Raw genomic sequence first — 25,038 nt, 5'->3', positions numbered from 1 at the left:
CATATTGTCGTGTAAAATTTTTTTAAAAAACCCTTCTTTTATTTTTAAATAAAAATAAAAGAAATTTCTTTTAAAATAATTATAAATATATTTCTTTAAATTGTTTATCCTTATAATTTTGTAGAGATTATCTGTTTTGTTAGGACCATATCGATGTAAAATTAATTTTTAATCAACTGATGGAAGTTTTTAAAAATTTAATTATTAGGAGTTTTTTTATGAATTACGGTGCATTAATGTTAACGTTATTGACCCTTCTTATTCCTTTTTCTGTAATGGTAAAAGCAGATAAACTAAATGATATAAAAAAAGCGGGGAAAATCCGTGTTGCTGTTTTTGATAATAATCCTCCTTTTGGTTATTACGATCCAACAATAAAAAAACTGACAGGATATGATGTCGATATTGCTCATGCTATTGGTAAAGCTTTTGGGGTCAATATCGAATTTGTTGAAACAAATCCTGCTAATCGTATTCCATTATTGAAATCTAAAAAGGTGGATTTAATCGCGGCTAATTTTACTATTACACCTGAAAGGGCAAAAGAAGTGGATTTTAGCCTGCCCTATTTTTCAACAGGTCAGAAATTTATTGCAAAAAAAGGGGTATTAAAAAAACCTGACGACCTCAAATCACTGCGGATTGGTGCAGATAAAGGCACCGTACAGGAAATCACATTGCGCGAAAATTATCCATCAGCCATTGTTATTTCTTATGATGATACCCCGCAAGCATTCATGGCTTTAATTAATGGCAATGTTCAAGCGATTACTCAAGATGACGCTAAATTAGTGGGTTTAATGGGAAATTTAAAAGAAGAGATGAAAGCGAATTTTAAAATTTCGCCATTTAGTATTACTAAAGAATATCAAGGGATTGCAATTGCTAAAGGAGAAAAAAATTTAATTAATGCGATTAATACTATTTTAGTAAAGATGGAAACAGAGGGCGAAGCAGTAAAAATTTATAATCGTTGGTTTGGTCATGATACTAAAATAGCAGAACCTCGTGGTGATTTTAAATTTACCTCTTTAGTAGAGAGTAACCGCTAAAAAGCGGATTCTTGTTGATTTAAAAATTTAATATGTCCTATATTGTTTTGGTGTAGGATTTGTTTTTTATTAAAATATTAAGTAAATTTTGATATTACTAATTAGGTTATTAAAAATATTTTTGGATACCATGATATGAATTTTTCATTCAGTTATTTGATTGATGAATTTTTAGACACGACATATATTATTTGGTTGTGGAATGGTTTTCTTATTACACTGTGTATCTCTGTTTGTAGTATTATTTTTTCCACTTTATTAGGAATTTTTTTAGCGGCCTCCAGAGACAGTGATTTCAAAGCTCAAAGGGTTATGGTCACCTTTTACTGCATGTTATTTCGCAATACTCCATTATTAATTCAGCTTTTTTTTTGGTATTTTGGCTCGGGTCAAATTTTACCTTCATCTTGGATGCAATGGTTAAATAGCCCTCATGAATTAGTGATTTTTTACTTTACTTTTCATTGGCCATCTTTTGAGTTTTTATCCGGTCTCATAGGCTTAACGCTTTATTCATCTGCATTTATCGCAGAAGAGTTTCGTGCCGGTATTGCTGTGGTAGGATTAGGTCAAAAAAACGCAGCTCAAGCGCTGGGTTTAACCCATTGGCAATCCATGCAGTATGTTATTTTGCCTCAGGCATTGAGGATTGCTTTACCGCCCTTGCTGGGTCAATACATGTATATTATTAAAAATTCTTCCTTGACAATGGCTATTGGCGTCGCTGAGCTTTCTTATGCTTCACGCCAGGTTGAAACAGAAACTTTGCGTACCTTCCAGGCATTTGGTGTGGCTACATTTTTATATATTTTACTTATTTCTTTAATTGAAGCCTGGAATACCTGGTATCATCAACGTGTTCCTCGAAAGTGGCATTGAAATGGATTTTTCGGTTATTGCAGAAAATTGGCGTTACCTGCTTTATGGAGGTTATCCCGATGGGCCATTAGGAGGAGCAGCCCTAACCCTATGGATCAGCATCCTGGCGGGCATAGCTTCTTCTGTTTTTGGTGTGGTATGGGGTATCTGCTTAGTTCTAAGCAGAGGTATATGCTATGGGATTTTGTCTGCTGTATTAGGATTTTTTCGTGCTATCCCTGTTATTATGTTAATTTTTTGGATTTACTTTTTATTGCCTATTGCTTTTGGATGGGAGATTCCCAAAATCACGACTGTTGTTTGTGGGCTTTCTTTGATTACGTCGGCATACTTAGCGCATGCAGTTAAGTCAGGAATCGTTGCTGTCGGTCAGGGACAGTGGTCTGCAGGTTTATCATTAGGTTTAAATAGTTGGCAAATATTAAGATTCATTATATTACCTCAGGTGTTGCGCGTGATGTATCCTTCGTTTGTCAATCAATGGATATCACTCATAAAAGACACATCATTATCTTATATTGTCGGGGTTAATGAATTAACGTTTTTAGCGACACAGGTCAATAACAGAACCATGGTCTATTCCATGGAAATCTTTTTATTTGTGGGGCTTATTTATTTTATTTTATGTTGCATATTAGATTTTTCTGTTAATTTTTTTCTTAAAAAAAGAGACGTATTAAAATAATTCTACTAAAATAAGCTATTCTATGGTTTATCGACGTCTAATCAATTGTGTTTCTCTATTTTTTAATAAAACCTCTGGTATTAAAGGACGGCTGTTGTAATTCAATGACATTGAAGTGCCATAACCCCCTGTATTATGAAAGATTAAGTAATCTTCCAGATCGGAGGGGAAGGTAACGAGTTTCCAAGTAAGCATTTTGATTTTGAGTAAATATATCTCCGGATTTACATAATGGCTCCGCAACCACGATTTTAATATTTTTTATTTTAAAATCTGCACCCATCTGCAGGTATCAATGAAATCCGATGATAGCTGCCATACATTAGATTACAGCTCCATGAAATCATTAAAGCCGGCATCTACTACGATACAGTGTTGATTGCCCATATTTTTAATGGCCCGAATTTGTGCAATGAGCACTCATGATTCTGCAACTAAAAAGCGTCTCTGTTCAATTTCAAGATTGGTAGGATGACCAAAGTGTTTGGAAATTTTTTTCGGGCCAGGTGCCATAAATTGTAATAGTGCTCTGTGTCAACCTCATTTTCTCCTTTTGATAAGCAACAGATAAACCCCCTTCCCGCTGAAATAGCACTAATATTTTGGTTCAATTTTATGACTTTCTCAACCATAGTATCACATCCTTTCTTTAGGTGTTGATAATTAACCATAGAACCAATATGCATATGGAATCTGATGAGTTTGAATTGATATTGCACGATTTTTCTAAAGCTTTAAGTAAATCTTCAAGCTAATACCCTGCTTGCTGTTTTCTCCTCCTGTATTAGTTTTTATGGTATCCATGACCAAAGCCATGATTAATTTTTATTCATACTAGATGTCATGATATTGCTTGACCTATTTGCCACAGGATATGAATGGGGTCTGAGTTAAGGGGAATATTTAGTTGAATCACTTTTTTTAAGGCCATCTTATATAAGATGATTGGTTGTGAAAATAATATCGGAAGAGGCTTCTCCAAAAATAAAATTTGCTTTTAAGGCTTTTTCTATTTCTCTCAATAAAACCGCATCGATTTTAACATGCTGTTCAGGCATTAAGTTCAAAATATGAATATTTAAATACGTCTTTTGAGCAAAACGCATTGCATCAAAAAGCGATAATTTTTATTTTTCTATGAGAGTATCAGAATGATAAATCTACAGAGGGGTCTTAAATTTTTTTAATATAAAAAGGAATTGATCGTTTTTTCTATGGGGGAAGCATCATTTAAAAAGAGACATCAAATGCTTTTATCAGTCAAGATTTAATTAACAGGAGCGTGGCTGTTTAACTTTGCGAAAGAAAGATAGCGGCTACGTTGCCATAAAAGTGCACTTAATATTATCAGTTCTTGTGACTCATCGCCTAGCACTGTATTTCATTTAAAAAATAAAATGTGGGGGACTAATAGAAAAAGGGTTTTAAATAAACTATTAAGAGTTTCGTCATTTTGCACTTTATTCGTTATAAAGCATGCGTTTTGCTCATTAAAAACCCTATCTCTGATATCAATAATAGTATAAACGGACTTTTGGTTAATTTTAAAGTTTTATTTCTCATTATACAGATTACTAGACAATGTTATTGTGCGGATATTAACATAAACATGTCTATTAATATGATAAAAGCATATAGGTGTACTAAAAATAATTAGTTTTCCAATAACTACTGATTTCATGCATTGGACGGTAGTAAGCATAGATAAAACTGCAGACGCCTCTTGTTAGGATCCTAAACAATATGATTAAAATGTAGTAATAAATTATTTTTATATATGTTAAGCCTTCTTTATAAGTTTTACATGCTATGTAAGTTATACCGTCTATTTTTTCAAAAAATAAACGCTGTGTTTTTATATTTCTCTAAAAATTCTTTTTTCTTAATCTCAATTAACTGTAATCCGTATTTTTTCTTTAATGTGTATTATTTTTATTCTATCTAATGTGAAAACAAAAAATTAATAGAAAAGAAAGAAAAAATCCACTTAATACATCTGTAGAAGAAGATCCATTTTTAAAAATGGGAATATTTTTAATGTGATATTTTAAAGTAACTGCTTATGTTTTCTATTTTTATTTTTTCGGTATCTATAAATTTAGATTAGATATCTATGAAATAACTTTTTTTGGTATGGTAATAATAATTTTGTGTTTGATAATTTAATTCATTTCTTGAATTACTGATTGTTTGAGTGAGTATCTTATCTGTCACATAATTTTGTGACCAAATTTGTTTTTCTATTTTTTCTTTTAAAATCTGATAATGATATTTTTATAAAGTGAAAAATAATTCTGATTCTTTATTTCTGATTTTTATTTCTCCTCTTCCTTGCTTAATCATACGCGTTTTTGGAATAAAAAGAGAATTTTTAAATTATGATTTTCTTTAAAATCAAGAGTCCTATTTTATAAATAGAACTCTTGTATTTTTTAAAAGATTTTTTCATTGTCATCATTAAAAAGGTTAAGACTAAGAATATTTTACAGAAGAAGACAATAAACTATTATCTAACCTTAATCTATATCTATTGATAGTTTTTAAAATTTCTATAGGAATATTAAATTATTTTAATAAAACTCTAAATTTATGTATCAGTTGATGATAATTATTATCTGATATACCTTTATGATTTTCATACTATACTACTTTAATAATATCTTTTTCTATTAATTTCATTAAAAAGATACATCATTAATTTTTTGTCTTTCCTTTATATTAATACTTATCTTTTTATTATGAAAATGAACTTTATTTATACAATAATATAATAATATTTTTAATTTTTAATCAAGAATAGATTTACTATCAATATCGATGAACTTACTTTCTGTTACTACAGACACGCTATCGGTATAGATGTTATACCTTTTTAATGAGATTAACAAAGTTAAATTTGTTCTTATAAAAAAGTAAATTTAAAAAAATTTAACTGCTATATACATTATTATTTATTTTAGTAAAAATCAAATTTAATTATATTAATATATTATCAAAAAATAATAAATACTACATTTTATGTTTTTATTAAAAATAATAAATTATTAATATATTATTTTATATAATTTATATATATGATTTTTATAATCAAATAATATTTAAATGTTATTTGATATCTATTTCTTAAATTAGCTTAATACTATTATTAAAAACAACAAATCAAGAGTTCATATAACTTTAAATTCATACTTCAAAAGTATGAATAGAACATTTTAATGTAAAGTAAAAAAAGTAGGCTTCTATATTAACAGTCTATTTTTAATTAGAAAACGCAATTTATTTTAATGGGCGCATTATTGGAAATAAAATAACATCACGGATATTTATACTATTAGTCAATAGCATAATCATACGATCAATACCTATTCCTAAACCTGCGGTCGGAGGTAATCCATGTTCTAGTGCAATTATATAATCTTGATCATAAGACATCACTTCATGATCGCCTTTTTCTTTTGAGTTTAATTGTTCGCTAAAACGTTGAGCTTGATCTTCAGCATCATTCAATTCAGAAAAACCATTACCAATTTCTTTACCTGCAATAAAAAATTCAAATCGATCCGAAATAAAAGAATTATGGTCATTTCGACGCGCTAATGGTGAAACTTCTATTGGATATTCAGTAATAAAAGCAGGTTGAATAAGATGTTTTTCTGCCGTTTCTTCAAAAATTTCACATTGAATTCGCCCTAATCCCCAAAATTTTTCTACACGAACATCTAGAGATTCTGCAATCAGTATCGCCTTATTTTTATCTTCTAAATCTTTAATATTAATTTCAGGTCGATATTTTTGAATGGCTTCTTTCATTGTCCATTTTTGAAACGGTTGACTAAAATCAAAAATATGTTCGCCATATTTTACTACATGCGTTCCTAATACATTTAGGGTTAACTCACGAAACAGTTCCTCTGTTAACTCAATCAAATCCTGATAATCCGCATACGCCATGTAAAGTTCCATCATGGTAAATTCAGGATTGTGGTGTAATGAAATACCTTCGTTACGAAAATTACGATTTATTTCAAATATGCGATCAAATCCCCCGACCACCAAACGTTTTAAATACAATTCAGGCGATATTCTCAAGTACATATCGATATTCAGCGCATTATGGTGCGTTAAAAATGGGCGAGCTGCAGCTCCTCCTGGGATAGATTGCATCATAGGGGTTTCCACTTCCATAAACCCTTTGTTCATCATAAACTGGCGTAGCATTGAAATTATTTTTGCACGTAAGATAAAGTTTTTTCGAGATTTTTCGTTGACGATCAAATCTAAATAACGTTGACGGTATCGTGTCTCTTGATCTATAAGCCCGTGAAATTTATCTGGCAGTGGGCGCAATGCTTTCGTGAGTAAACGCAATTCACTGCAATGAACAGAAAGCTCTCCTGTTTTTGTTTTAAACAATCGACCTCGAGCCCCTAAAATATCGCCTAAATCCCATTTTTTGAAATCTGAGTTATAAATACCTTCTGGTAAATCATCGCGAGAAACGTAAAGTTGAATTCGGCCTTTTTTATCCTGAAGAGTAAAAAAAGAGGCTTTACCCATGATACGTCTTGTCATCATACGCCCAGCAAGAATTACTTCCTTATTTAAAGTGATAAGTTCTTTGTTTTCTTTATGATCATATTCAGTATGCAAATCACCAGAGAAATGTTTCTGACGAAAGTCATTTGGGAAAGCAATACTTTTTTTTCGTAATAACGCCAATTTTTCTCGACGAGTTTTTAACTCATGATTAAGTTCTTTTCGCTCTGTAATAGATATTTTTTCTTCAGACATACTAGATCCTTATAATCCTGCTTTTAAACTGGCTTCAATAAATTTATCAAGATAACCATCAAGAACCGCTTGAGTATTGCGTGTTTCTAAACCTGTGCGTAAATCCTTGATACGAGAATCATCTAATATATAAGAACGAATTTGGCTCCCCCATCCAATGTCTGATTTATTGTCTTCCATTATTTTTTTATCTACATTTTTCTTTTGAATTTCAAATTCGTATAGCTTGGCTTTTAACTGTTTGAAGGCCTGCTCTTTATTTTTATGTTGAGAGCGATCACTTTGACATTGAGTGACTATATTAGTGGGTAGATGAGTAATGCGTACAGCAGATTCAGTTTTGTTAATATGTTGCCCCCCTGCGCCAGAAGCACGATAAACATCAATACGTAAATCAGCAGAATTGATTTCTATATCAATGTTTTCCTCTAATTCAGGATAAACAAAAGCGGACGCAAAAGAAGTATGGCGCCTGGTGCCTGAATCAAATGGGCTTTTTCTCACTAAGCGATGAACGCCAGTTTCAGTCCGTAACCAGCCAAAAGCATGATCTCCTGTGATTTTAAGAGTTGCAGATTTTATCCCTGCAACTTCACCATTCAAAATTTCAATAATTTCTGTTTTAAAACCTTTGGAGTATGCCCAGCGTAAATACATTCGAAGCAACATGTTTGCCCAGTCTTGTGCTTCTGTACCACCAGAACCTGATTGTAAATCTAGATAACAATCAGCAAAATCATTTTTACCAGAAAACATTCGACGAAATTCTAAGCGATTCAATTTTTTCTCTATAGCTTCTAGTTCAAAAACAGTCTCGTTAAAAATCTCCTGATCCTGAGCTTCAATGGCCAAATCTAGTAAAGTCGATACATCCTTTAATTCTTTTTCTAATTGACTCAAGGTTTCAATAATTTGCTGTAAAATGGCTCGTTCTTTTCCTAATTTTTGTGCCCACTCAAGCTGTTTCCAAATATTAGGTTCTTCTAATTCTACATTAATTTCTTCTAATCTTTCTTTTTTTTTATCGTAGTTAAAGATACCCCCGTAGAGCTTCAGCTCTATCTGAAAAATTTTGTATCTGATTTTTTATTAAATTTATTTCAAACATATTGGGTGCCTTAGGTTTTTTGCAAATTGATATGGCATTTAATCAAAAATTATAATGGATTGAAATGATGCTGAATAGTCTCACTTATCAGAAACAGGGCTGTACTATCAAATAGAACACACGATTAAAAAAATCATTTTCTAGATCTAAGATAAAGTAATATTGAGTAGTAAAACTCCCTTGCAGTCTATGATGGCATGGTACACACTTAAGCTTTGTGTCTAAAATTTTTAAAAAAACCATACTATCCTCAAAGAAGTGACAATATAAATATGATTCACAATAGTACTGCTGATATACGTCAAAAATTTCTTGATTTTTTTAAGAGCAAAGGACACCAGGTGGTATCAAGTAGTTCCTTGATTCCTCATTATGATCCTACACTGTTGCTTACCAACGCAGGAATGAATCCTTTTAAAAATATTTTTTTAGGGATACAAGAGCCGGATTGTTCTCGTGTAACCAGCTCACAGCGTTGTTTACGGGCAGGTGGAAAACATAATGATCTCGAGAATGTGGGCTATACTGCTCGTCATAACACTTTTTTTGAGATGCTGGGTAACTTTAGTTTTGGTGATTATTTTAAACAACAAGCTATTCATTTTGCTTGGGAACTTTTGACAGGATCCGAATGGTTTCATTTACCTAAAGAGCGGCTTTATGTCACCGTTTATTTAACAGACGATGAGGCCTATAACATATGGGCAGATGAAATTGGTATTCCAAGTGAACGTATTATTCGGGTTGGTGATAATAAAGGTGCTGTATTTTGTTCTGATAATTTTTGGCAAATGGGTGAAACAGGTCCATGTGGCCCTTGTAGCGAAATTTTTTACGATCATGGCGATCATCTTTGGGGTGGACTACCAGGGAGCTCTGAGGAAGAGGGTGACCGCTATATTGAAATTTGGAACATTGTATTTATGCAGTTTAACCGTCTTGCAGATGGTACGATGTTATCTTTACCCAAGCCTTCTGTCGATACGGGTATGGGGTTAGAACGGATCTCAGCTGTATTACAGAATGTGTCTTCTAACTATGAGATTGACCTGTTTCGTGATCTTATTTCAGAGGTTAAAAAAGTGACTGGTACTACGGACGACTCAAGTCCGTCTTTAAGGGTCATCGCTGATCATATTCGTGCTTGTGCTTTTTTGATTTTTGATGGGGTCAGGCCTTCAAACGAAGGTAGAGGTTATGTTTTAAGGCGCATTATTCGTCGTGCCATTCGACATGGAAATAAATTAGGTGTTAAAAAGCCTTTTTTTTATCAGTTATTAACGTCTCTGATTGAAGTTATGAAACCAACTGCCGATCAACTCAATCATCATCAAGTGATTATTGAAGAGGTATTGAAAACAGAAGAAGATTTATTCTCTCATACTTTAGAGAGGGGTTTATCTCTATTAGATAAAAAACTAGATCACCTCAAAGGAGACACTTTAGAGGGCGAGACGGTTTTTCTTTTATATGATACTTACGGATTTCCACTCGATTTAACAGCCGATGTCTGTCGTGAACGAAATTTAAAAATAGATGAAGTGACATTTCATAAAAAAATGTCTGAACAACGCTCTAGGGCGCGTCATGCCAGCACATTCTCGACAGATTATAATAAATTGATTCGGGTATCTCATCACACTGAGTTTTGCGGTTATGCACAGTTGCAGCAAGCAACTGTTGTCAAAGCTCTTTTTTTTCACGGAGAAGCTATTAATGAAATTCATGCCGGTCAAGAGGCTTTAGTCATATTAGAAAAGACACCTTTTTACGCAGAATCAGGTGGACAGGTCGGGGATAGAGGCTATCTGAAAAGTACAACGGCAGATTTTATGGTGTCTGATACACAAAAATATGGTCGGGCCATCGGCCACTTAGGTAGGCTTTCTAGCGGCTCTTTACGAATTTATGATCATATTCAGGCTTCTGTGAATCATAAAGTTCGCGACCGTATTAGATCAAATCATTCTGCGATACATTTACTTCATGCAGCACTACGGCAAGTTTTAGGGAAACTTGTTGTTCAAAAAGGGTCTCTGGTCAATGAAAAATATTGTCGTTTTGATTTTTCTCATTTTAGAAGCATGACCCCTGATGAAATTAAAAATGTTGAAGCGTTAGTTAATCAACAGATTCGTCAAAATCATCTTATTGAAACTCATATTATGTCATTTGAGGACGCTAATAAGAAAGGCGCCATGGCTCTATTTAGTGAAAAATATGAGGATCAGGTCAGAGTATTAAGCATGGGTGATTTTTCTATTGAGCTTTGTGGTGGGACCCATGCTCTACGTACTGGTGACATTGGTTTATTTCATATCATATCAGAATCAAGTACAGCTGCTGGTATCAGACGTATTGAAGCCATAACAGGTGAAGAGGCAAATTCACGCTTATTTCAACAAGGGAATGTATTACAAAATCTCGCTCGTTTGGTAAAGAGCGATGAAAAGGGGTTGATTGAAAGGATTCAGATAATCATAGACCGCAATCAAGTCTTGGAAAAAGAATTACAACACTTTAAAGATCAAGAAATACTGCAGAAAACCTCATTGCTATTAAAAAATGTAAAACAAATAAAGGAAATAAAAATTTTGATAGCTCAGTTAGATGACGTAGAGCCCATTCTTCTGCGAAGAATTATAGATGATTTAAAAAATCAATTAGGCTCTGCGGTGATTTTATTAGCAAATGTGACAAAAAATAAAATTTCATTTATTGCCGGTGTTACAAAAAATTTAACTCAACAAATAAAAGCAGATGATTTAATACACTATATTGCACCCAAAATTGGAGGGAATGGGGGTGGTCGAGCCGATATGGCCCAAGCTGGCGGAACAAATATCAACTCTTTGTCGACTGTATTATCAGAAGCAGAAAAATGGATAGTCTCACATTCATAAATTTTTAATATATAAAAAGCAAAGCTCTTAGTTGCAACTGAATTTTTATTTCAAGGTTAGAAATATGAATGGGTTGCTTATATTTTATGTGACTATATCAGATATTTTTTACGGTAGACTATAGATTGAGCCGAGAAACTAAGAGATCATTTTTTTAAAATTTTTAAGGAGAAAAACATGCTTATTCTGACTCGTCGAGTTGGTGAGACGCTGATTATTGAAGATAATATTACAGTAACAGTATTAGGTGTAAAAGGTAACCAAGTACGAATTGGTATCAATGCTCCCAAAGAGGTCTCTGTCCATCGTGAAGAAATTTACAACCGTATTCAAGCAGATAAAAGAGATGATAAATATGATAAATATGAAAAAAAGTATCCAAACGAAAACGCTTGTGATAAGTAAGAAAATGAATAAATTGGAATTAAGTCACATTTTTAATGTGATGAATTTTGATCAGAGATATTTTTAATCATCGTGAAGATTTCTTTATCATTAAAATCTCGTTTAACCAGGAAAAACCGTTTGACTTATAAGCTTGAAAAAGTAATATGTGTAGCCTTCTCATTTTAAGAAAAGCTATTTTTTAGTGTAAGTTGTGTAAGTTTTCGATTAATTAAGATCGATACTTTTTATAAAGTGCTGGTGAGGTGGCCGAGAGGCTGAAGGCGCTCCCCTGCTAAGGGAGTATATAGTTAAAAGCTGTATCGAGGGTTCGAATCCCTCCCTCATCGCCAGTTTATTTAGCACCCGTAGCTCAGCTGGATAGAGTACCCGGCTACGAACCGGGCGGTCGGAGGTTCGAATCCTCCCGGGTGCACCAAAGTTTTTTTATCAATTTGTTCGATAAAAAATCTGGGATTTGTGTTTGGAAGCTGCTCTTTTTGTCAGTGATGACAGATGATAAATTAATTTATTGGTTTGGTGTATTCATCTGAAATTTTTTATCTTTTTTTGTCTGTCGTTATTTTTATGCCTACTTTACTCACTCGTTGATATTCCATTTCAGCAATAGTCCATGTTAATCCGTCCCAATTTATTTGATCCCCTATCACCGGCTCCTTTTCAAGTAAATAGATCATAAATTCGCCTAAACTCTTTTTTTGATCTGTGCCTTTTTCTAAATTTAATCCATAAATACGAGAAATTTCTTCTAATTTTGCATCAGCATCAAGAATAAAATCACCAAAGAACCTTTCATTAATCTGAACACGAGGGGTATGGCTGAAAAGCTTACCCAGAGCAGGGAGATCACGTTCATGTCCTATCACACATAAAATATCTCCGTCCTTCAAACGGGTGCTCCCTGTAGGATGAAGCAGATTTTTATCACGAAAAAGCCCTGAAATTCTGGTACCTTCAGGCATCTCTAAATCACGTAAAGCAGCATCGACGCACCATTGGTCTGAACTGAGCTGATACGTAAATTGTTCCCATTCATTGTTAATATCGATATCTAATCCAACACGGGAAATTGGCGCCAATCGAGGAGGTACTACTAATTTAGTTTTACGTGCAGCAAACGAAAGAGTGCTACCTTGTACCAACAAGGAGATTAACACAATGAAAAAGGCAACATTAAAAAATAAATGTGCATTTGCCAACCCTGCCATCATGGGGAAAACAGCGAGAATAATGGGCAAAGCACCCCTTAATCCTACCCAAGAAATAAAAATACGCTCCCGAAAATTAAAACTATGAAAAGGAAGTAATCCAATAAAAACAGAAAGCGGTCTGGCAAACAAAATCATCCACAGAGACAACAGCAACGCTGGAATCGCAATTGTGATTAAATCTGTTGGATTGATTAATAAACCTAATACTAAAAACATACCGATTTGGCTTAACCATGCCAGTCCGTCTAAAGTATGGAGTATACCGAAACGGTTACGAACAGGGTGATTCCCCAATACCAGACCACAAAGATAAACAGATAAAATTCCGCTGCCATTCATAGACGTTGTTAAAGAAAAAGTTACCAGTCCTCCTGCTAGTGCTAATAAAGGATAAAGCCCATTAGCAAGGTTCATTCGGTTAATAAGGAGCAATAATAATCTTCCTCCCCCTAAGCCTATCAGGATCCCAAGACCAAATTGTTGTAATAAATCAATTAAAAACATCCAATCTAAATGAGTTTTCCCATTGGAGATCATAGATATTAAAGTTATCGTCAAAAAAACCGCCATCGGATCATTGCTGCCGGATTCAATTTCAAGAGTGGCACTCACACGTTCATTGAGGCCTTTGCCCCCTAATAATGAAAATACGGCCGCTGCATCGGTAGATCCGATAATAGCTCCTATTAACAAACCCTGAATAATATCTAAATGAAACAGCCAAGCAGCCATAACACCCGTTAAACTTGTAGTGATCATGACGCCTACAGTGGCAAGTGATAAAGCAGGCCAAAGTGCTACATGAAATGAAGAGGCGCGTGTTCGCATACCTCCATCGAGTAAAATAACTGCCAATGCCAAGTTGCTGATCAGATAAGCGATGGGATAATTATCAAAAGCAATCCCTCCCAGACCTTCTCCTCCTGCCAGCATGCCAATAGCAAGAAAAATAACCAGAATAGGGATGCCCAAACGAGAGGATAAGGAACTTAATAAAATACTTGTTCCCACCAATATGGAGCCAATCAAAAAAAGATTATTAATAGTGATGGCATTCAAGATTATCTTCTCCTTATTATTTATATTGATATTTATTTTTATCAAAAAATAAATTTTAATTTAAAAAATAGTATGAGCATTATACAGATAAAACTCGATTTCACTTGAAATTTACATTGGCTTTACAAATTAGAAGGAACTAATACTTCACGATTAGCACTGTGGACTGGTGGGACAATAATCTTTTATCTTTCAGTTGTTTAACTAAAGCGTGCGAATAAAAAAGACCAAACGGATTGTATAAATACCTATTTTCTCGGAAAGAAGCAACCAGGAATACCCTGTTAACAGGGTGGCACCTAGTGCCCAGATCAACAAGAACAGCATAGTGATAGTTAAATGATTAAAATAAAACATCATCTCATGATTCACTATATACCCCAGTAACCCTCCTGATAGAAAATAATAAAAATCGTTAAAACAAGGGGTTATGAGAGAGCAAGAGGAAAATATCAATAATATGCTCCCCATCACGCGTAATGAAAGACGGAAATAATTTTTTGGTTTTTTATTTTTGTTTTCATAAAAGATCGTGCCACAAAATAAAAAAATAACAGGGGATAAAGCATAAGCACAAAGTCCAAAAATAAAAAACAAGAGTCCTGCTATATATGCTCCGATATGACCTCCTAGATTGTGAACAGAATCATGCCAGGCTGTTTGCAACCAACTCGGATCCGATGGATCGAAACTGAACAATACCAGCATCAAATAAGTGGAAAAAATACATAAGACAGCCAATACACTTTTAAGTCCTTTATTTTTAATAAAAAGGATATTTTCTTTTATGTTATTTTTTTCTTGATCCAAAAAAACCTCTTAATTTTAATAAAACAGTCTCGTGACCTCTTATTTACTTTGAAATAAATTTCAAAGGTAGATTTAGCCTCGAAAAGGCTAGGCCTATTTAAAATGAACACTTTTTTATCTGATTAAATTTTTTTGTTAAGGAATATAAAGTGTTTTCTCGAATGGGTCCATAACACAATATAAAAATTCCGGATATGATGTAGCTGACATTTAGTAAAAAAACGATTTAAATCAGAAGAGGGCAACGTGAATATTTCAAGACATCATCAATGTATTATTATGGGATCCGGGCCTGCAGGTTATACGGCAGCTATTTATGCGGCGCGTGCTAATATAAAGCACATATTAATTACAGGAATAGAAAAGGGAGGGCAATTAACTACAACAACAGACATTGAAAACTGGCCTGGTTCCCCTGAATCTTTAACCGGGCCTGCGTTAATGGAGCGGATGCATAAACATGCAGAAAAATTTAATACAGAAATTCTGTTTGATCATATTAATAAAGTGGATCTACAACGACGTCCCTTTTATCTGTTTGGTAACGATCAAGAATACAGATGTGATGCTTTGATTATTGCAACAGGAGCATCGGCTCGTTATCTTGGTCTCGAATCCGAAAAATATTTTAAAGGAAAAGGGGTTTCTACTTGTGCTACCTGTGACGGTTTTTTTTATCATAATCAAAAAGTGGCTGTGGTTGGAGGAGGTAATACAGCACTAGAAGAAGCGCTTTATTTAGCCAACATCGCTCATGAAGTTCATTTAATTCATCGCCGACAAGAATTTCGCTCTGAAAAAATCCTGCGAGATCGATTAATGAAAAAAGTAGCTTCTGGACATATTATTTTGCATACAGATAGCATTCTAGATGAAATTTTAGGGGATTTATCGGGCGTCACAGCAGTACGTTTAAAGCCTTCTCACACTAAGCATAGGAGTGTCTTTAAAATATTAGATGTGACAGGTGTTTTTATTGCGATCGGGCATATCCCCAACACGGAGCTCTTTAAAGGTCAACTGGAATTAGAAAAAGGATACATTAAAGTAAAGGGTGGACTAACAGGGAATGCCACTCAAACTTCTATTGAGGGTGTTTTTGCAGCGGGAGATGTCATGGATCCTATTTATCGACAAGCTATCACTTCTGCAGGGAGTGGTTGCATGGCGGCTTTAGATGCAGAGCGTTATCTCGATATAATAGATAACAAATTTAAATAAACTTTAAATTAATCTAATTAAAACATAAAAATGTATGTTTTTTATAAAAATTAAATTAATTTAAATTTAAATATTATATTGATTCATCAATCTTTTGTATCAATTTCTGTCGAATGTTTTTATAAAAAATAAAAAATGAAGATATATTGAGTGGTATTTTTTAACAATCAACTGGGTTAAGACAGATGTCAAAGCCGCTTATTAAAATATTAGAATCCGCTATTGAACTAAAAGGTTGTAGCTTTACTTTAACAGTGATTCATTTGCTGCATTCACGGCCTGATCTTATTCGTCATGCTTTACAGAAAAAAATAGAACAGGCACCTGATTTTCTTGAAAGTGCCCCTGTTGTCATCAATATTTCTGCCATATCTAAAGAAGCGAATTGGCATGAAATTCATAAAGCAGTGATTTCAACAGGTTTAAAACTTGTTGGTATCAGCGGTTGTAAAGATGACAATAAAAAACAGGCACTAGTTGCTTTAGGGTTGCCCTTTATGAATGAAGGTAAAACTCAACAATGGATTTCAAAAAAAGAACCTGCACCTAAGAAAGATTTTTCTAAAACTCAGATTATTCATTCACTGGTACGTTCTGGGCAGCAAATTTATGCTCGTAACAGTGATTTAGTGGTCATCAACAATGTGAGCGCGGGTGCTGAATTGCTTGCTGATGGTAATATCCATGTTTACGGCATTATGGGTGGACGGGCATTAGCAGGAGCTTCAGGTAATATTGAATCCCAGATTTTTTTGACACATTGCGCGGCAGAATTAATAGCAATAGCGGGGGAATATGTATCGCATGATCACATTTCTCCTAAATATCTCGGCCAATCTGTTCACTTGCGTTTATTAAATAAAACTTTAATTTTCAAGCGATTTGATTCAATCTTTTAATTAAGGAAGTGATTTTATGGCACGAGTTATTGTTGTGACCTCTGGAAAAGGAGGGGTTGGTAAAACTACATCAAGTGCGGCTATCGCAACGGGGTTAGCTAGTAAGGGAAAAAAAACTGTTGTGATTGACTTTGATATTGGCCTGCGTAATCTTGATTTAATCATGGGATGCGAACGAAGGGTTGTATATGATTTTATTAATGTAATTCAAAATGATGCCACATTAAATCAGGCATTAATAAAAGACAAACGTGTAGAAAATTTATATATTTTACCGGCATCACAAACTCGTGATAAAAATGCACTCACACAAAAAGGTGTAGAAGCCGTTTTTGAACAGCTCAATAAAATGAATTTTGATTTTATTATTTGTGATTCCCCTGCTGGGATTGAAACGGGCGCTTTGATGGCGTTGTATTTTTCGGATGAAGCCATCATTACTACTAACCCTGAAGTTTCTTCAGTTCGTGATTCAGATCGTATATTAGGTATTCTTGCATCAAAATCGAGTCGTAGTGAAAAAGGCGAAGCACCCGTGAAGGAGCATCTTTTGCTGACTCGTTATAATCCTAATCGTGTGGCTCTAGGTGATATGCTAAGTATGGAAGATGTCTTGGACATACTGCGAATCCCATTAATTGGGGTTATTCCAGAAGATCAATCGGTATTACGTGCTTCAAATCAGGGAGAACCGGTTATTTTAGATCTCACTTCAGATGCAGCTAAAGCATACTCGGATACCGTGGATCGATTATTAGGAGAAGATCGTGATTTTCGATTTGTTGAGGAAGAAAAAAAGAGTTTTTTAAAACGCATTTTTTGGGGATAACCTATGGTTTTTTTTAATTTCTTTTCACCCAATAAAAAAAACAGTGCTGCAAATATTGCGAAAGATCGTTTGCAAATTATCGTGAGGGAGCGTCGTTGTTGTGACAGAGATCCTCATTATTTATCTGATATGAAACGCGATATCTTGGCGGTGATTTGTAAATATGTTCAGGTGGATCCAAACGCGCTTCATGTTCAATTTGAGCAAAAAGAAGATGATGTTTCTGTTTTGGAGCTGAATGTCATCTTACCGGAAATCAGTAGTACAGGTGATTGTGCTAAGCCATGACTGATTTTTGCTCGAATTGGGCGAGGGTTGACGGTGCAAGGGTCTTGTGTGATGCGGCCTTATTGTCTGTCGTATTGCCATTTAAGTAGCTAACGTGATAGGAGCGAAAACCACCTGATGGTGGTTTCTTATGTAGCAATAAGAATCTTGCAAAAAATGGGAGTGTTTAAGCGAATTGTATGAAGGAAATTATTATGTGTCATACATTTATATGAGCGACTAAATCTAACAGTTTATTAGAGTACCCTGTTTCATTGTCATACCAAGACACTAATTTCACAAAATGATTGTTCAGTTCTATACCAGCCTTCTTATCAAAGATTGAGGTTAGTTTTTCACCATTGAAATCAGTAGAGACGACTTCTTCATCCACATATCCTAGGATCCCTTTTAATTCACCTTCTGAAGCTGATTTGATTGCATCACAGATCTCTGCATAAGAAGCAGACTTTTCTAAACGAACAGTGAGATCTACCACCGATACATTAGGGGTCGGCACACGAAAAGCCATTCCTGTGAGTTTTCCGTTTAAAGAAGGGATGACCTTGCCGACCGCTTTTGCAGCACCAGTGGAAGAAGGAATGATATTTTGCGCTGCCCCACGACCTCCACGCCAATCTTTAGCAGAAGGGCCATCAACTGTTCTTTGTGTCGATGTTGTTGCATGCACCGTCGTCATTAAGCCTTCAAGAATACCAAATTTATCATGAACAACCTTTGCCAAAGGTGCTAAACAGTTGGTTGTGCAAGAGGCATTTGAAACAATTTTTTGTCCCGCGTATTGATTATGGTTAACGCCCATCACAAACATTGGAGTGTCGTCTTTTGGGGGCGCACTAATAAGTACTTTTTTTGCACCCGCATTAAGATGCTTACTTGCCTCTTCTTTTGTTAAGAAGCAGCCCGTGGCTTCTATCACCACATCTATTCCTAATGTACTCCAATTAATGGTTTCTGGTTTTTGTTCTGAAGTAACCCTGACTTTTTTATTATTTACGACAAGATTATTTCCATCAACATCGAGGGTTCCTTTAAAACGACCGTGAGTTGAGTCGTATTTTAGCATATAAGCCATATACTCTGCTTTCAACAAATCATTAATAGCAACGACTTCAATATCAGTTCGTTCTTGAGCGGCGCGAAATACAATACGACCGATACGACCAAAACCATTAATACCTACTTTTATACTCATATGTTTTATCCAATTGATGAAAAATTAAATTATTACCTTTTAGGATTTTGCATGAATATTATACAATGAATCCTTTTTTTATTCATATTGTTGTTAACAAATCATCATAAATGCTTTAATCAAAAGCAATTAAGTAATTGAATTATAATATTTTTATAGAAACATATTACTTTTTCTTTAAATTAACGAATTATTAGGGACGTCACTAAATGTAGCGCACTCTCTATTTCAGTTTGGGTGCTAACTTGTTTGGCCAAGCCTGAATCACTGCTTTTACTAAGCTAGCCAAAGGAATAGAAAAGAAAACCCCCCAAAAACCCCAAAGGCTGCTAAAGATGATGACCGATAAAATTATCATCAATGGATGTAAATTAACTGCCTCTGAAAATAAAACAGGAACTAACAGATTGCTGTCTAAGGCCTGTATAACAAGATAAGCAATCAATAATGTCCAAAAATGTGCGTCTATCCCCCATTGAAATATAGCCACCAGTACTACAGGAATGGTGACAATCACAGCACCTATATAGGGTATCAGTACGGAAAAACCGACTAACACTGCTAATAAAAGCGAATAACGCATATCAAGGATCCAAAAAACTAAATAAGTTGCAACAGCAACAATCACCATTTCAAGCACTTTACCGCGAATATAGTTCGTAATTTGTTGATTCATCTCTCTCCAAACTTTTCCAGCCAAGCTGCGATCACGAGGCAATATTTTCTGAAAGTTATTGAGCATTTGTTTCTTATCTTTCAATAAAAAGAAAACCATTAAAGGTACAACAATCAGATAAATCGCAAGGGTCAATAAGCCCATGAGTGAAGCAAGAGAGATTTTTACAACTGAATCGCCGACTCCTGCCAGTCTATTACGTAGATTGTCCGCTAGCATGTCAACAATGCCTGCATCAACCAACGCGGGGTAACGTTTCGTCAAGGTGCTGGAAAAATTATTGAACTGATTGAGCATTTTCGGCATATCTGAAGTTAAATTCATGCCTTGTTGCCAAACATTTGGGACGACCACAAAGACGGCTAACAAACCAACCCCTACAAATAATGCTTGTATAATACTCACCGCACACAAACGGGAACATCCTAGAACCTGTAATTTTGAGGTTGGCCATTCAAGAAGGTAAGCTAATACAATAGCGACTAAAAGGGGCGCTAAAATACCGCTTAAAAAATAAAGAATACAAAAGCCTCCGACTAATATAATTAATAAGGCAACCACTTGAGGATCAGTAAAATGACGGCGATACCATTTAAAGAACATGTCCAACATCAAGGAAAGCTCCGTTTAGTAGACATCTTCAAAAACTGATTAAAGTTTTAAGATGTCCTGTATTTTGTTAAAATGTAGTACTATTTTCATGATAGCTTTTATCCAAAGTTGTTGTATCTTTTTCACACCCTGGGTTTAATAATCTATTACGTAATATTTTATCCAGCTCAGCTGCAATGGATGGATTGGTTTTTAGATATTCAGTGACATTCGATTTACCCTGGCCAATTTTAGTACCATTGTAGCTATACCAAGAACCCGATTTTTCAACTAATTGGTGTTTTACGCTTAACTCAATCAATTCACCATGGGTATTAATGCCTTCACCATAAAGAATTTGAAAGTCTGCCTGCTTAAAAGGGGCAGCAATTTTATTTTTAACGACCTTAACTCGAGTGTCATTCCCAATGATTATTTCACCCTCTTTAATAGCTCCAACTCGGCGAATATCTAAACGTACTGAAGCGTAAAATTTAAGAGCGTTTCCACCTGTCGTGGTTTCAGGGTTGCCAAACATAACCCCTATTTTCATCCGAATTTGATTAATAAAAATCAGCAGGGTATTAGCATTTTTTAGGTTGCCGGCCAATTTACGCATGGCTTGGCTCATCATGCGTGCGGCAAGCCCCATATGAGAATCACCAATTTCACCTTCAATTTCAGCTTTAGGCACTAGGGCTGCCACAGAATCAACGATGATCACATCGACAGCCCCAGATCGAGTGAGCGAATCACAAATCTCTAACGCCTGTTCCCCCGTGTCTGGCTGAGAACAAAGTAAATTATCGATATCGACCCCTAATTTTTTTGCATAAATAGGATCCAGCGCATGTTCTGCATCTATGAATGCACATACTTTTCCTTCACGTTGAGCCGCAGCAATGACTTGTAAAGTGAGCGTCGTTTTTCCTGATGATTCAGGACCATAAATTTCAACAATACGCCCCATAGGAAGCCCGCCTGCCCCCAATGCAATATCAAGCGAAAGTGAGCCAGTAGAAATCGTTTCTACATCCATTGAACGGTCTTCACCCAAGCGCATAATAGATCCTTTGCCAAATTGTTTTTCAATTTGAGAAAGTGCATCGGTCAATGCTTTTTGTTTGTTCTCATCTTGGATCATTTGTATTCCTTTTGAATAAGTTAAAATTGATTTTTATAATTGATGGTTATTTTACCTTGATAAAGAAACTTTATATATCTATTTGGAATCTGAAATCTTATGTCATGTTTAATTTCATGATGCGATTGATAATAATAGTATTTCTTTTTTTCTATGGGTTGTTGGCTGCAAGTGGAGATCTCCGCCCTAAAAGATTATTAGTCGCATATCAAAACAGTATTTCCACTGGTTCAATGAAGGTGAGCCTATTTTATGGTGGTCCCCTGATCCTCGTGCCGTACTTTTAAAATGCCATATGAGCCGCAGTATGAAACGTTTTATTTGACCTGGACGTTGTTCTTATCACTTTAGCCTGAATTGTGTTTTTCCTGATGTGATTGCTGCCTATGCTATAAAACGCTCGAGATGCACATGGATCAGCTCTGATATTATAAAGCCTATTTTCAACTATACCGATTGGGTAACGCTCATTCTATAGAGGTTTAGATGAAGGATAAATTAGTGGGAGGATTATATGGCATATCGGTAGGGGCGATGTTTTTCGGTAAAGCCATGTTCAGTATCACAGATAATGCTTTTAAAAGTGCTCAAATTATTTTTAGCATTATTTGAAGCAAAAAGGAGGAAAATAAATTGACTGCTAAGTATTAAATTCGTACACCGCTTCTCTTGGAACAGAACAGATCCTTAGAAACGATTTTTTATCGCTATTAGATCAGGCACAACGCGTTTCACTCCATAAAGGGGTTTAGTCGCCTCAATCTCTCGGGTGAGACCAGCCTAAAGTTAAGCGGGACAACAGATGCGCAAAAAAAGGCCCTTCTTCCATTGTCATCAACCCTAAATGACGAGCCACTACCAATGGTTTCAAGGCATTCGAAAATAAATGCACCAATCCTTCAGTCAGGGTGATCATATTTTGTTGATCTTTTTGTCGTTGCCTTTGATATTGATTTAATAGGGAATATTCTCCTAAATCATCGCCTTTAGCCGCGGCTTTGGCTAAAATTTGAGCTAAAGTCATCGTATCTCTTAAGCCCAGATTAAACCCTTGACCCGCAACAGGATGCAAAGTTTGGGCCGCATTCCCTACTAATGCCAAGCGATGGCTGATATGCCTGGAGGCACACGTCAAATACAGTGACGTGCTATAACGTGGCCCTATTTGCAGTATCTTTCCAAGACGCCAGCCAAAAGTATTTTGTAATTGCTGCAGGAAATTAGCTTCGTTCCAAGCTTCTACTAAAAAACGGTTAGCCTGAGAATGACACCAAATCAGAGCACTTTCTTCCTGAGAAATCGGTAACAATGCCAGAGGCCCTTCAGAAGTAAAGCGTTCAAAAGCACAACTTCCTAGCGCTTTTTCTGTGCGGATGTGAGTGGTTACAGCAAATTGCTGGTAATCTTTTTTTTGATATTGAATATGGCAGGCTTGAGCAAGCGAAGAATGCGAGCCATCCGCCGCAATCAATAATGGTGCTTCTAAGGTTTCACCATGATTTAATGTAACACGCACCATTTTTTGGGTACGAGATATTTGTAAAACCTGGGCAGGGCAATAAAGCTGAATACTAGGCGTGCTTTTTAATAAAGAAAATAACTTATTTTGCGCCGTCTTTAATGACAACACTTGGCCTAAAAAAGGAATGTGATGATCTTGAGCCCTGAGATGAACAAAACCACACTGACCTTGATCGCTGACGTGAATGTTTTTGATAGGCGTTGCGTCATGTGATAGTAGTTTCCAAATGCCTAATCTTTCAATCTCTTGGCAAGTACCATGTGCTAACACAATCGCTCTGTTATCATCAGAAGAAGACGTATTTTGATCTGGCACAAAAGCTTCTATCAGTCTGATGGGAATCTGACCACGCGTCAGGTATGCCACAGCCAAAGCTAAGGTAGAGCCTACCATGCCCCCGCCGACAATAATAACGCCCATCATGCCTGATGAGATGACATCAAAGATTCAATGAGTTCGGGATCTTTCGGAACAGCGTCGGTTAAATTTTCATTGCCTGTTTTTGTGATTAAAATATCGTCTTCTATACGAATGCCGATCCCTCTATACTGCTCAGCCACTTTCGTGTCCGAAAAAATATATAATCCAGGCTCCACCGTTAATACCATTCCCTCTTTTAAAGGGCGATTTTTTTTGTCAGAGCCATAATCTCCGACATCATGTACGTCCATCCCCAACCAATGACTTAACCCATGCATGAAAAAAGGCTTATAGGCTTTTTGAGCATGCAATTTTTTTAAACTCCCTTTTAATATTCTGAGGTTAATTAAACCTGCTGTCATGATACGCGTAACTTCTTGGGTGACCTCATGAATACTGATACCTGGTTTGTATAACTCTAATGCTTTATTTTGGGCGGCTAAAACAATGTCATATAACGCTTTCTGTGGAGCGGTAAATCGACCGCTAACAGGTAAGGTCCTTGTAATATCACCCGCATAGCCTTGGTATTCGCAGCCCGCATCAATTAACACCAAATTCCCTGCATTGAGTTTGGATTTATTCTCAGTGTAATGCAGAATACAAGCGTTTTCACCCGCCGCCACAATACTGTTATAAGCTAGAGAACGAGCGCCACGTTGACTCAATTCGTACTGAATTTCGCTTTCTAGGTGATATTCGTAGAGGCCTGGACGACATTTTTTCATAGCACGAATATGAGCCTGAGCGCTGATTTCACAAGCTTTGCGCAATACATTGATCTCTTCTTTTGATTTTAATAACCGCATTTCATCAAGACAAGATCGCCAATCCATCAGCACGTGTGGCACACTAGAACTTTGGCGTGATTTTGATCGTAGTTTTTTGCAGGCTGAAAAAAATATTTCATCCGCATACGCATATTGGCCTTGTGCGTGATACACAACCTCTTGATTTTTTAAAAATAAATAAAGATGTTTTTCTATTTCATCAAACGGCAAAGCCTGATCAATCCCCAATTTTTTGGGAGCCAATTCTTGACCTAAGCGAGCACCAGACCAAGTTTCAGCAATGGGATCTCGAGCGCGATTCAATAAAATGGACTGCGTTTCTTTTTGACTATTTTTGACTAACACCAATAATGATGCTGGCTCATGAAAACCTAAAAGATAATTGAAATAACTGTTTTGACGATAAAGATATTCGGAATCTGCGCTTCTAAAGACCTGAGGAGCAGAAAAAATTAGCGCTACACTCTCAGGTAACATCTTTTCCAGTAGTTTTTGACGTCGTTTTTGGTATTCTTTTAAAGTAATCATAAATTATATCTTTGAATAAATTAACGCAGAA

Annotated in this window: 21 protein-coding genes, 2 tRNA genes and 2 pseudogenes; 12 read left to right on the top strand and 13 right to left on the bottom strand. The window is 35.4% G+C overall.

Annotated features, from left to right (window positions below; translation table 11 throughout):
* Window positions 1-218 precede the first annotated feature (218 nt).
* From CICURV3402_RS02675 to CICURV3402_RS02665, 3 genes are all read left to right on the top strand, one after another.
* Window positions 219-1,052, top strand: coding sequence for an ABC transporter substrate-binding protein (locus CICURV3402_RS02675; RefSeq protein WP_158379713.1), 834 nt, complete (start codon window positions 219-221; stop codon window positions 1,050-1,052).
* Between the two features lie 135 nt (window positions 1,053-1,187).
* The gene (locus tag CICURV3402_RS02670) at window positions 1,188-1,931 is read left to right on the top strand and encodes an amino acid ABC transporter permease (protein WP_158379712.1); all 744 of its coding nucleotides are present in this window, start codon (window positions 1,188-1,190) and stop codon (window positions 1,929-1,931) included.
* A gap of 1 nt (window position 1,932) precedes the next feature.
* Window positions 1,933-2,616 carry an amino acid ABC transporter permease gene (locus CICURV3402_RS02665; protein ID WP_158379818.1) on the top strand — a complete coding sequence of 228 codons (684 nt, stop codon included), beginning with the start codon at window positions 1,933-1,935 and terminating at the stop codon, window positions 2,614-2,616.
* Between the two features lie 27 nt (window positions 2,617-2,643).
* Here the strand turns inward: CICURV3402_RS02665 and CICURV3402_RS07540 are convergent, their stop codons facing one another.
* From CICURV3402_RS07540 to prfB, 6 genes and pseudogenes are all read right to left on the bottom strand, one after another.
* The gene (locus CICURV3402_RS07540; RefSeq protein ID WP_407079053.1) at window positions 2,644-2,811 is read right to left on the bottom strand and encodes a hypothetical protein; all 168 of its coding nucleotides are present in this window, start codon (window positions 2,809-2,811) and stop codon (window positions 2,644-2,646) included.
* Between the two features lie 239 nt (window positions 2,812-3,050).
* Window positions 3,051-3,287: a hypothetical protein gene (locus CICURV3402_RS07535; protein ID WP_407079067.1), complete on the bottom strand. Its 237-nt coding sequence runs from the start codon at window positions 3,285-3,287 to the stop codon at window positions 3,051-3,053.
* Window positions 3,288-3,548: 261 nt separating this feature from the next.
* Window positions 3,549-3,722 (bottom strand): hypothetical protein, encoded by a 174-nt coding sequence (locus CICURV3402_RS07530; protein ID WP_407079052.1) that lies wholly within the window; start codon window positions 3,720-3,722, stop codon window positions 3,549-3,551.
* Window positions 3,723-5,088: 1,366 nt separating this feature from the next.
* A pseudogene (locus CICURV3402_RS06500) lies at window positions 5,089-5,477 on the bottom strand (winged helix-turn-helix domain-containing protein).
* Between the two features lie 415 nt (window positions 5,478-5,892).
* Window positions 5,893-7,407, bottom strand: a complete 1,515-nt coding sequence (lysS, locus tag CICURV3402_RS02655; RefSeq protein WP_158379711.1) for a lysine--tRNA ligase — start codon at window positions 7,405-7,407, stop codon at window positions 5,893-5,895.
* Window positions 7,408-7,416: 9 nt separating this feature from the next.
* Window positions 7,417-8,515 (bottom strand): peptide chain release factor 2 gene (prfB, locus tag CICURV3402_RS02650; RefSeq protein WP_158379710.1). Its coding sequence is split into 2 segments (ribosomal slippage): window positions 7,417-8,439 and window positions 8,441-8,515, totalling 1,098 coding nucleotides; the frame shifts between segments, so codons are not numbered across the junction.
* Between the two features lie 275 nt (window positions 8,516-8,790).
* On the opposite strand from prfB, the gene alaS reads away from it, so the two are divergent.
* The 4 genes from alaS (at window position 8,791) to CICURV3402_RS02630 (ending at window position 12,241) form a co-directional block, all read left to right on the top strand.
* Window positions 8,791-11,418: an alanine--tRNA ligase gene (gene alaS / locus CICURV3402_RS02645; RefSeq protein ID WP_158379817.1), complete on the top strand. Its 2,628-nt coding sequence runs from the start codon at window positions 8,791-8,793 to the stop codon at window positions 11,416-11,418.
* Window positions 11,419-11,595: 177 nt separating this feature from the next.
* Window positions 11,596-11,823 carry a carbon storage regulator CsrA gene (csrA, locus tag CICURV3402_RS02640; protein WP_158379709.1) on the top strand — a complete coding sequence of 76 codons (228 nt, stop codon included), beginning with the start codon at window positions 11,596-11,598 and terminating at the stop codon, window positions 11,821-11,823.
* Between the two features lie 239 nt (window positions 11,824-12,062).
* Window positions 12,063-12,155 (top strand) — tRNA-Ser (locus tag CICURV3402_RS02635).
* Window positions 12,156-12,164: 9 nt separating this feature from the next.
* A tRNA-Arg gene (locus CICURV3402_RS02630) sits at window positions 12,165-12,241 on the top strand.
* A gap of 121 nt (window positions 12,242-12,362) precedes the next feature.
* Here the strand turns inward: CICURV3402_RS02630 and CICURV3402_RS02625 are convergent.
* On the bottom strand, window positions 12,363-14,093 hold the full coding sequence (locus tag CICURV3402_RS02625; RefSeq protein ID WP_158379708.1) for a potassium/proton antiporter: 1,731 nt from the start codon (window positions 14,091-14,093) through the stop codon (window positions 12,363-12,365).
* Window positions 14,094-14,297: 204 nt separating this feature from the next.
* Complete coding sequence (locus CICURV3402_RS02620) at window positions 14,298-14,903, bottom strand: DNA translocase FtsK 4TM domain-containing protein (RefSeq protein ID WP_158379707.1); 606 nt, start codon at window positions 14,901-14,903, stop codon at window positions 14,298-14,300.
* A gap of 279 nt (window positions 14,904-15,182) precedes the next feature.
* On the opposite strand from CICURV3402_RS02620, the gene trxB reads away from it, so the two are divergent.
* The 4 genes from trxB (at window position 15,183) to minE (ending at window position 18,140) form a co-directional block, all read left to right on the top strand.
* Window positions 15,183-16,124, top strand: a complete 942-nt coding sequence (gene trxB / locus CICURV3402_RS02615; RefSeq protein ID WP_407079066.1) for a thioredoxin-disulfide reductase — start codon at window positions 15,183-15,185, stop codon at window positions 16,122-16,124.
* Window positions 16,125-16,330: 206 nt separating this feature from the next.
* A complete protein-coding gene (gene minC, locus CICURV3402_RS02610; protein ID WP_407079065.1) occupies window positions 16,331-17,023 on the top strand; it encodes a septum site-determining protein MinC in 693 nt (230 codons plus the stop codon).
* Between the two features lie 16 nt (window positions 17,024-17,039).
* Window positions 17,040-17,852, top strand: coding sequence for a septum site-determining protein MinD (gene minD, locus CICURV3402_RS02605; protein ID WP_158379704.1), 813 nt, complete (start codon window positions 17,040-17,042; stop codon window positions 17,850-17,852).
* 3 nt (window positions 17,853-17,855) lie between these two features.
* Complete coding sequence (gene minE, locus CICURV3402_RS02600; protein WP_158379703.1) at window positions 17,856-18,140, top strand: cell division topological specificity factor MinE; 285 nt, start codon at window positions 17,856-17,858, stop codon at window positions 18,138-18,140.
* 199 nt (window positions 18,141-18,339) lie between these two features.
* Here minE and gap read toward each other — a convergent pair whose 3' ends face one another.
* From gap to recA, 3 genes are all read right to left on the bottom strand, one after another.
* Window positions 18,340-19,335, bottom strand: a complete 996-nt coding sequence (gene gap / locus CICURV3402_RS02595; RefSeq protein WP_158379702.1) for a type I glyceraldehyde-3-phosphate dehydrogenase — start codon at window positions 19,333-19,335, stop codon at window positions 18,340-18,342.
* 223 nt (window positions 19,336-19,558) lie between these two features.
* Complete coding sequence (locus tag CICURV3402_RS02590; RefSeq protein WP_158379701.1) at window positions 19,559-20,623, bottom strand: AI-2E family transporter; 1,065 nt, start codon at window positions 20,621-20,623, stop codon at window positions 19,559-19,561.
* Between the two features lie 67 nt (window positions 20,624-20,690).
* Window positions 20,691-21,746, bottom strand: coding sequence for a recombinase RecA (gene recA / locus CICURV3402_RS02585; protein ID WP_158379700.1), 1,056 nt, complete (start codon window positions 21,744-21,746; stop codon window positions 20,691-20,693).
* A 155-nt stretch (window positions 21,747-21,901) separates the two neighbouring features.
* Here recA and aat point away from each other — a divergent pair.
* Window positions 21,902-22,498, top strand: a pseudogene (aat, locus tag CICURV3402_RS02580) (leucyl/phenylalanyl-tRNA--protein transferase); the annotation flags it as partial.
* Between the two features lie 5 nt (window positions 22,499-22,503).
* On the opposite strand, the gene ubiH reads toward aat, so the two are convergent.
* Together ubiH and pepP are read right to left on the bottom strand one after the other, a co-directional pair.
* Complete coding sequence (ubiH, locus tag CICURV3402_RS02575; RefSeq protein WP_158379816.1) at window positions 22,504-23,688, bottom strand: 2-octaprenyl-6-methoxyphenyl hydroxylase; 1,185 nt, start codon at window positions 23,686-23,688, stop codon at window positions 22,504-22,506.
* Window positions 23,688-25,007 carry a Xaa-Pro aminopeptidase gene (gene pepP / locus CICURV3402_RS02570; protein ID WP_187306901.1) on the bottom strand — a complete coding sequence of 440 codons (1,320 nt, stop codon included), beginning with the start codon at window positions 25,005-25,007 and terminating at the stop codon, window positions 23,688-23,690. The genes ubiH and pepP overlap by 1 nt, the downstream gene beginning before the upstream one ends.
* Between the last annotated feature and the right edge of the window lie 31 nt (window positions 25,008-25,038).

The organism is Candidatus Williamhamiltonella defendens (genome assembly GCF_900699045.1).
Taxonomy (GTDB): domain Bacteria; phylum Pseudomonadota; class Gammaproteobacteria; order Enterobacterales; family Enterobacteriaceae; genus Hamiltonella; species Hamiltonella defensa_A.
This window is presented reverse-complemented; position numbering and strand designations above follow the sequence as displayed.

Coding starts and splice junctions, on each gene's coding strand:
- CICURV3402_RS02675 (WP_158379713.1), top strand. CDS start 219: ATGAATTACGGTGCATTAATGTTAACGTTATTGACCCTTCTTATTCCT.
- CICURV3402_RS02670 (WP_158379712.1), top strand. CDS start 1,188: ATGAATTTTTCATTCAGTTATTTGATTGATGAATTTTTAGACACGACA.
- CICURV3402_RS02665 (WP_158379818.1), top strand. CDS start 1,933: ATGGATTTTTCGGTTATTGCAGAAAATTGGCGTTACCTGCTTTATGGA.
- CICURV3402_RS07540 (WP_407079053.1), bottom strand. CDS start 2,811: ATGCTTACTTGGAAACTCGTTACCTTCCCCTCCGATCTGGAAGATTAC.
- CICURV3402_RS07535 (WP_407079067.1), bottom strand. CDS start 3,287: ATGGTTAATTATCAACACCTAAAGAAAGGATGTGATACTATGGTTGAG.
- CICURV3402_RS07530 (WP_407079052.1), bottom strand. CDS start 3,722: ATGCGTTTTGCTCAAAAGACGTATTTAAATATTCATATTTTGAACTTA.
- lysS (WP_158379711.1), bottom strand. CDS start 7,407: ATGTCTGAAGAAAAAATATCTATTACAGAGCGAAAAGAACTTAATCAT.
- csrA (WP_158379709.1), top strand. CDS start 11,596: ATGCTTATTCTGACTCGTCGAGTTGGTGAGACGCTGATTATTGAAGAT.
- trxB (WP_407079066.1), top strand. CDS start 15,183: ATGGGATCCGGGCCTGCAGGTTATACGGCAGCTATTTATGCGGCGCGT.
- minD (WP_158379704.1), top strand. CDS start 17,040: ATGGCACGAGTTATTGTTGTGACCTCTGGAAAAGGAGGGGTTGGTAAA.
- minE (WP_158379703.1), top strand. CDS start 17,856: ATGGTTTTTTTTAATTTCTTTTCACCCAATAAAAAAAACAGTGCTGCA.
- gap (WP_158379702.1), bottom strand. CDS start 19,335: ATGAGTATAAAAGTAGGTATTAATGGTTTTGGTCGTATCGGTCGTATT.
- CICURV3402_RS02590 (WP_158379701.1), bottom strand. CDS start 20,623: ATGTTGGACATGTTCTTTAAATGGTATCGCCGTCATTTTACTGATCCT.
- recA (WP_158379700.1), bottom strand. CDS start 21,746: ATGATCCAAGATGAGAACAAACAAAAAGCATTGACCGATGCACTTTCT.
- ubiH (WP_158379816.1), bottom strand. CDS start 23,688: ATGGGCGTTATTATTGTCGGCGGGGGCATGGTAGGCTCTACCTTAGCT.
- pepP (WP_187306901.1), bottom strand. CDS start 25,007: ATGATTACTTTAAAAGAATACCAAAAACGACGTCAAAAACTACTGGAA.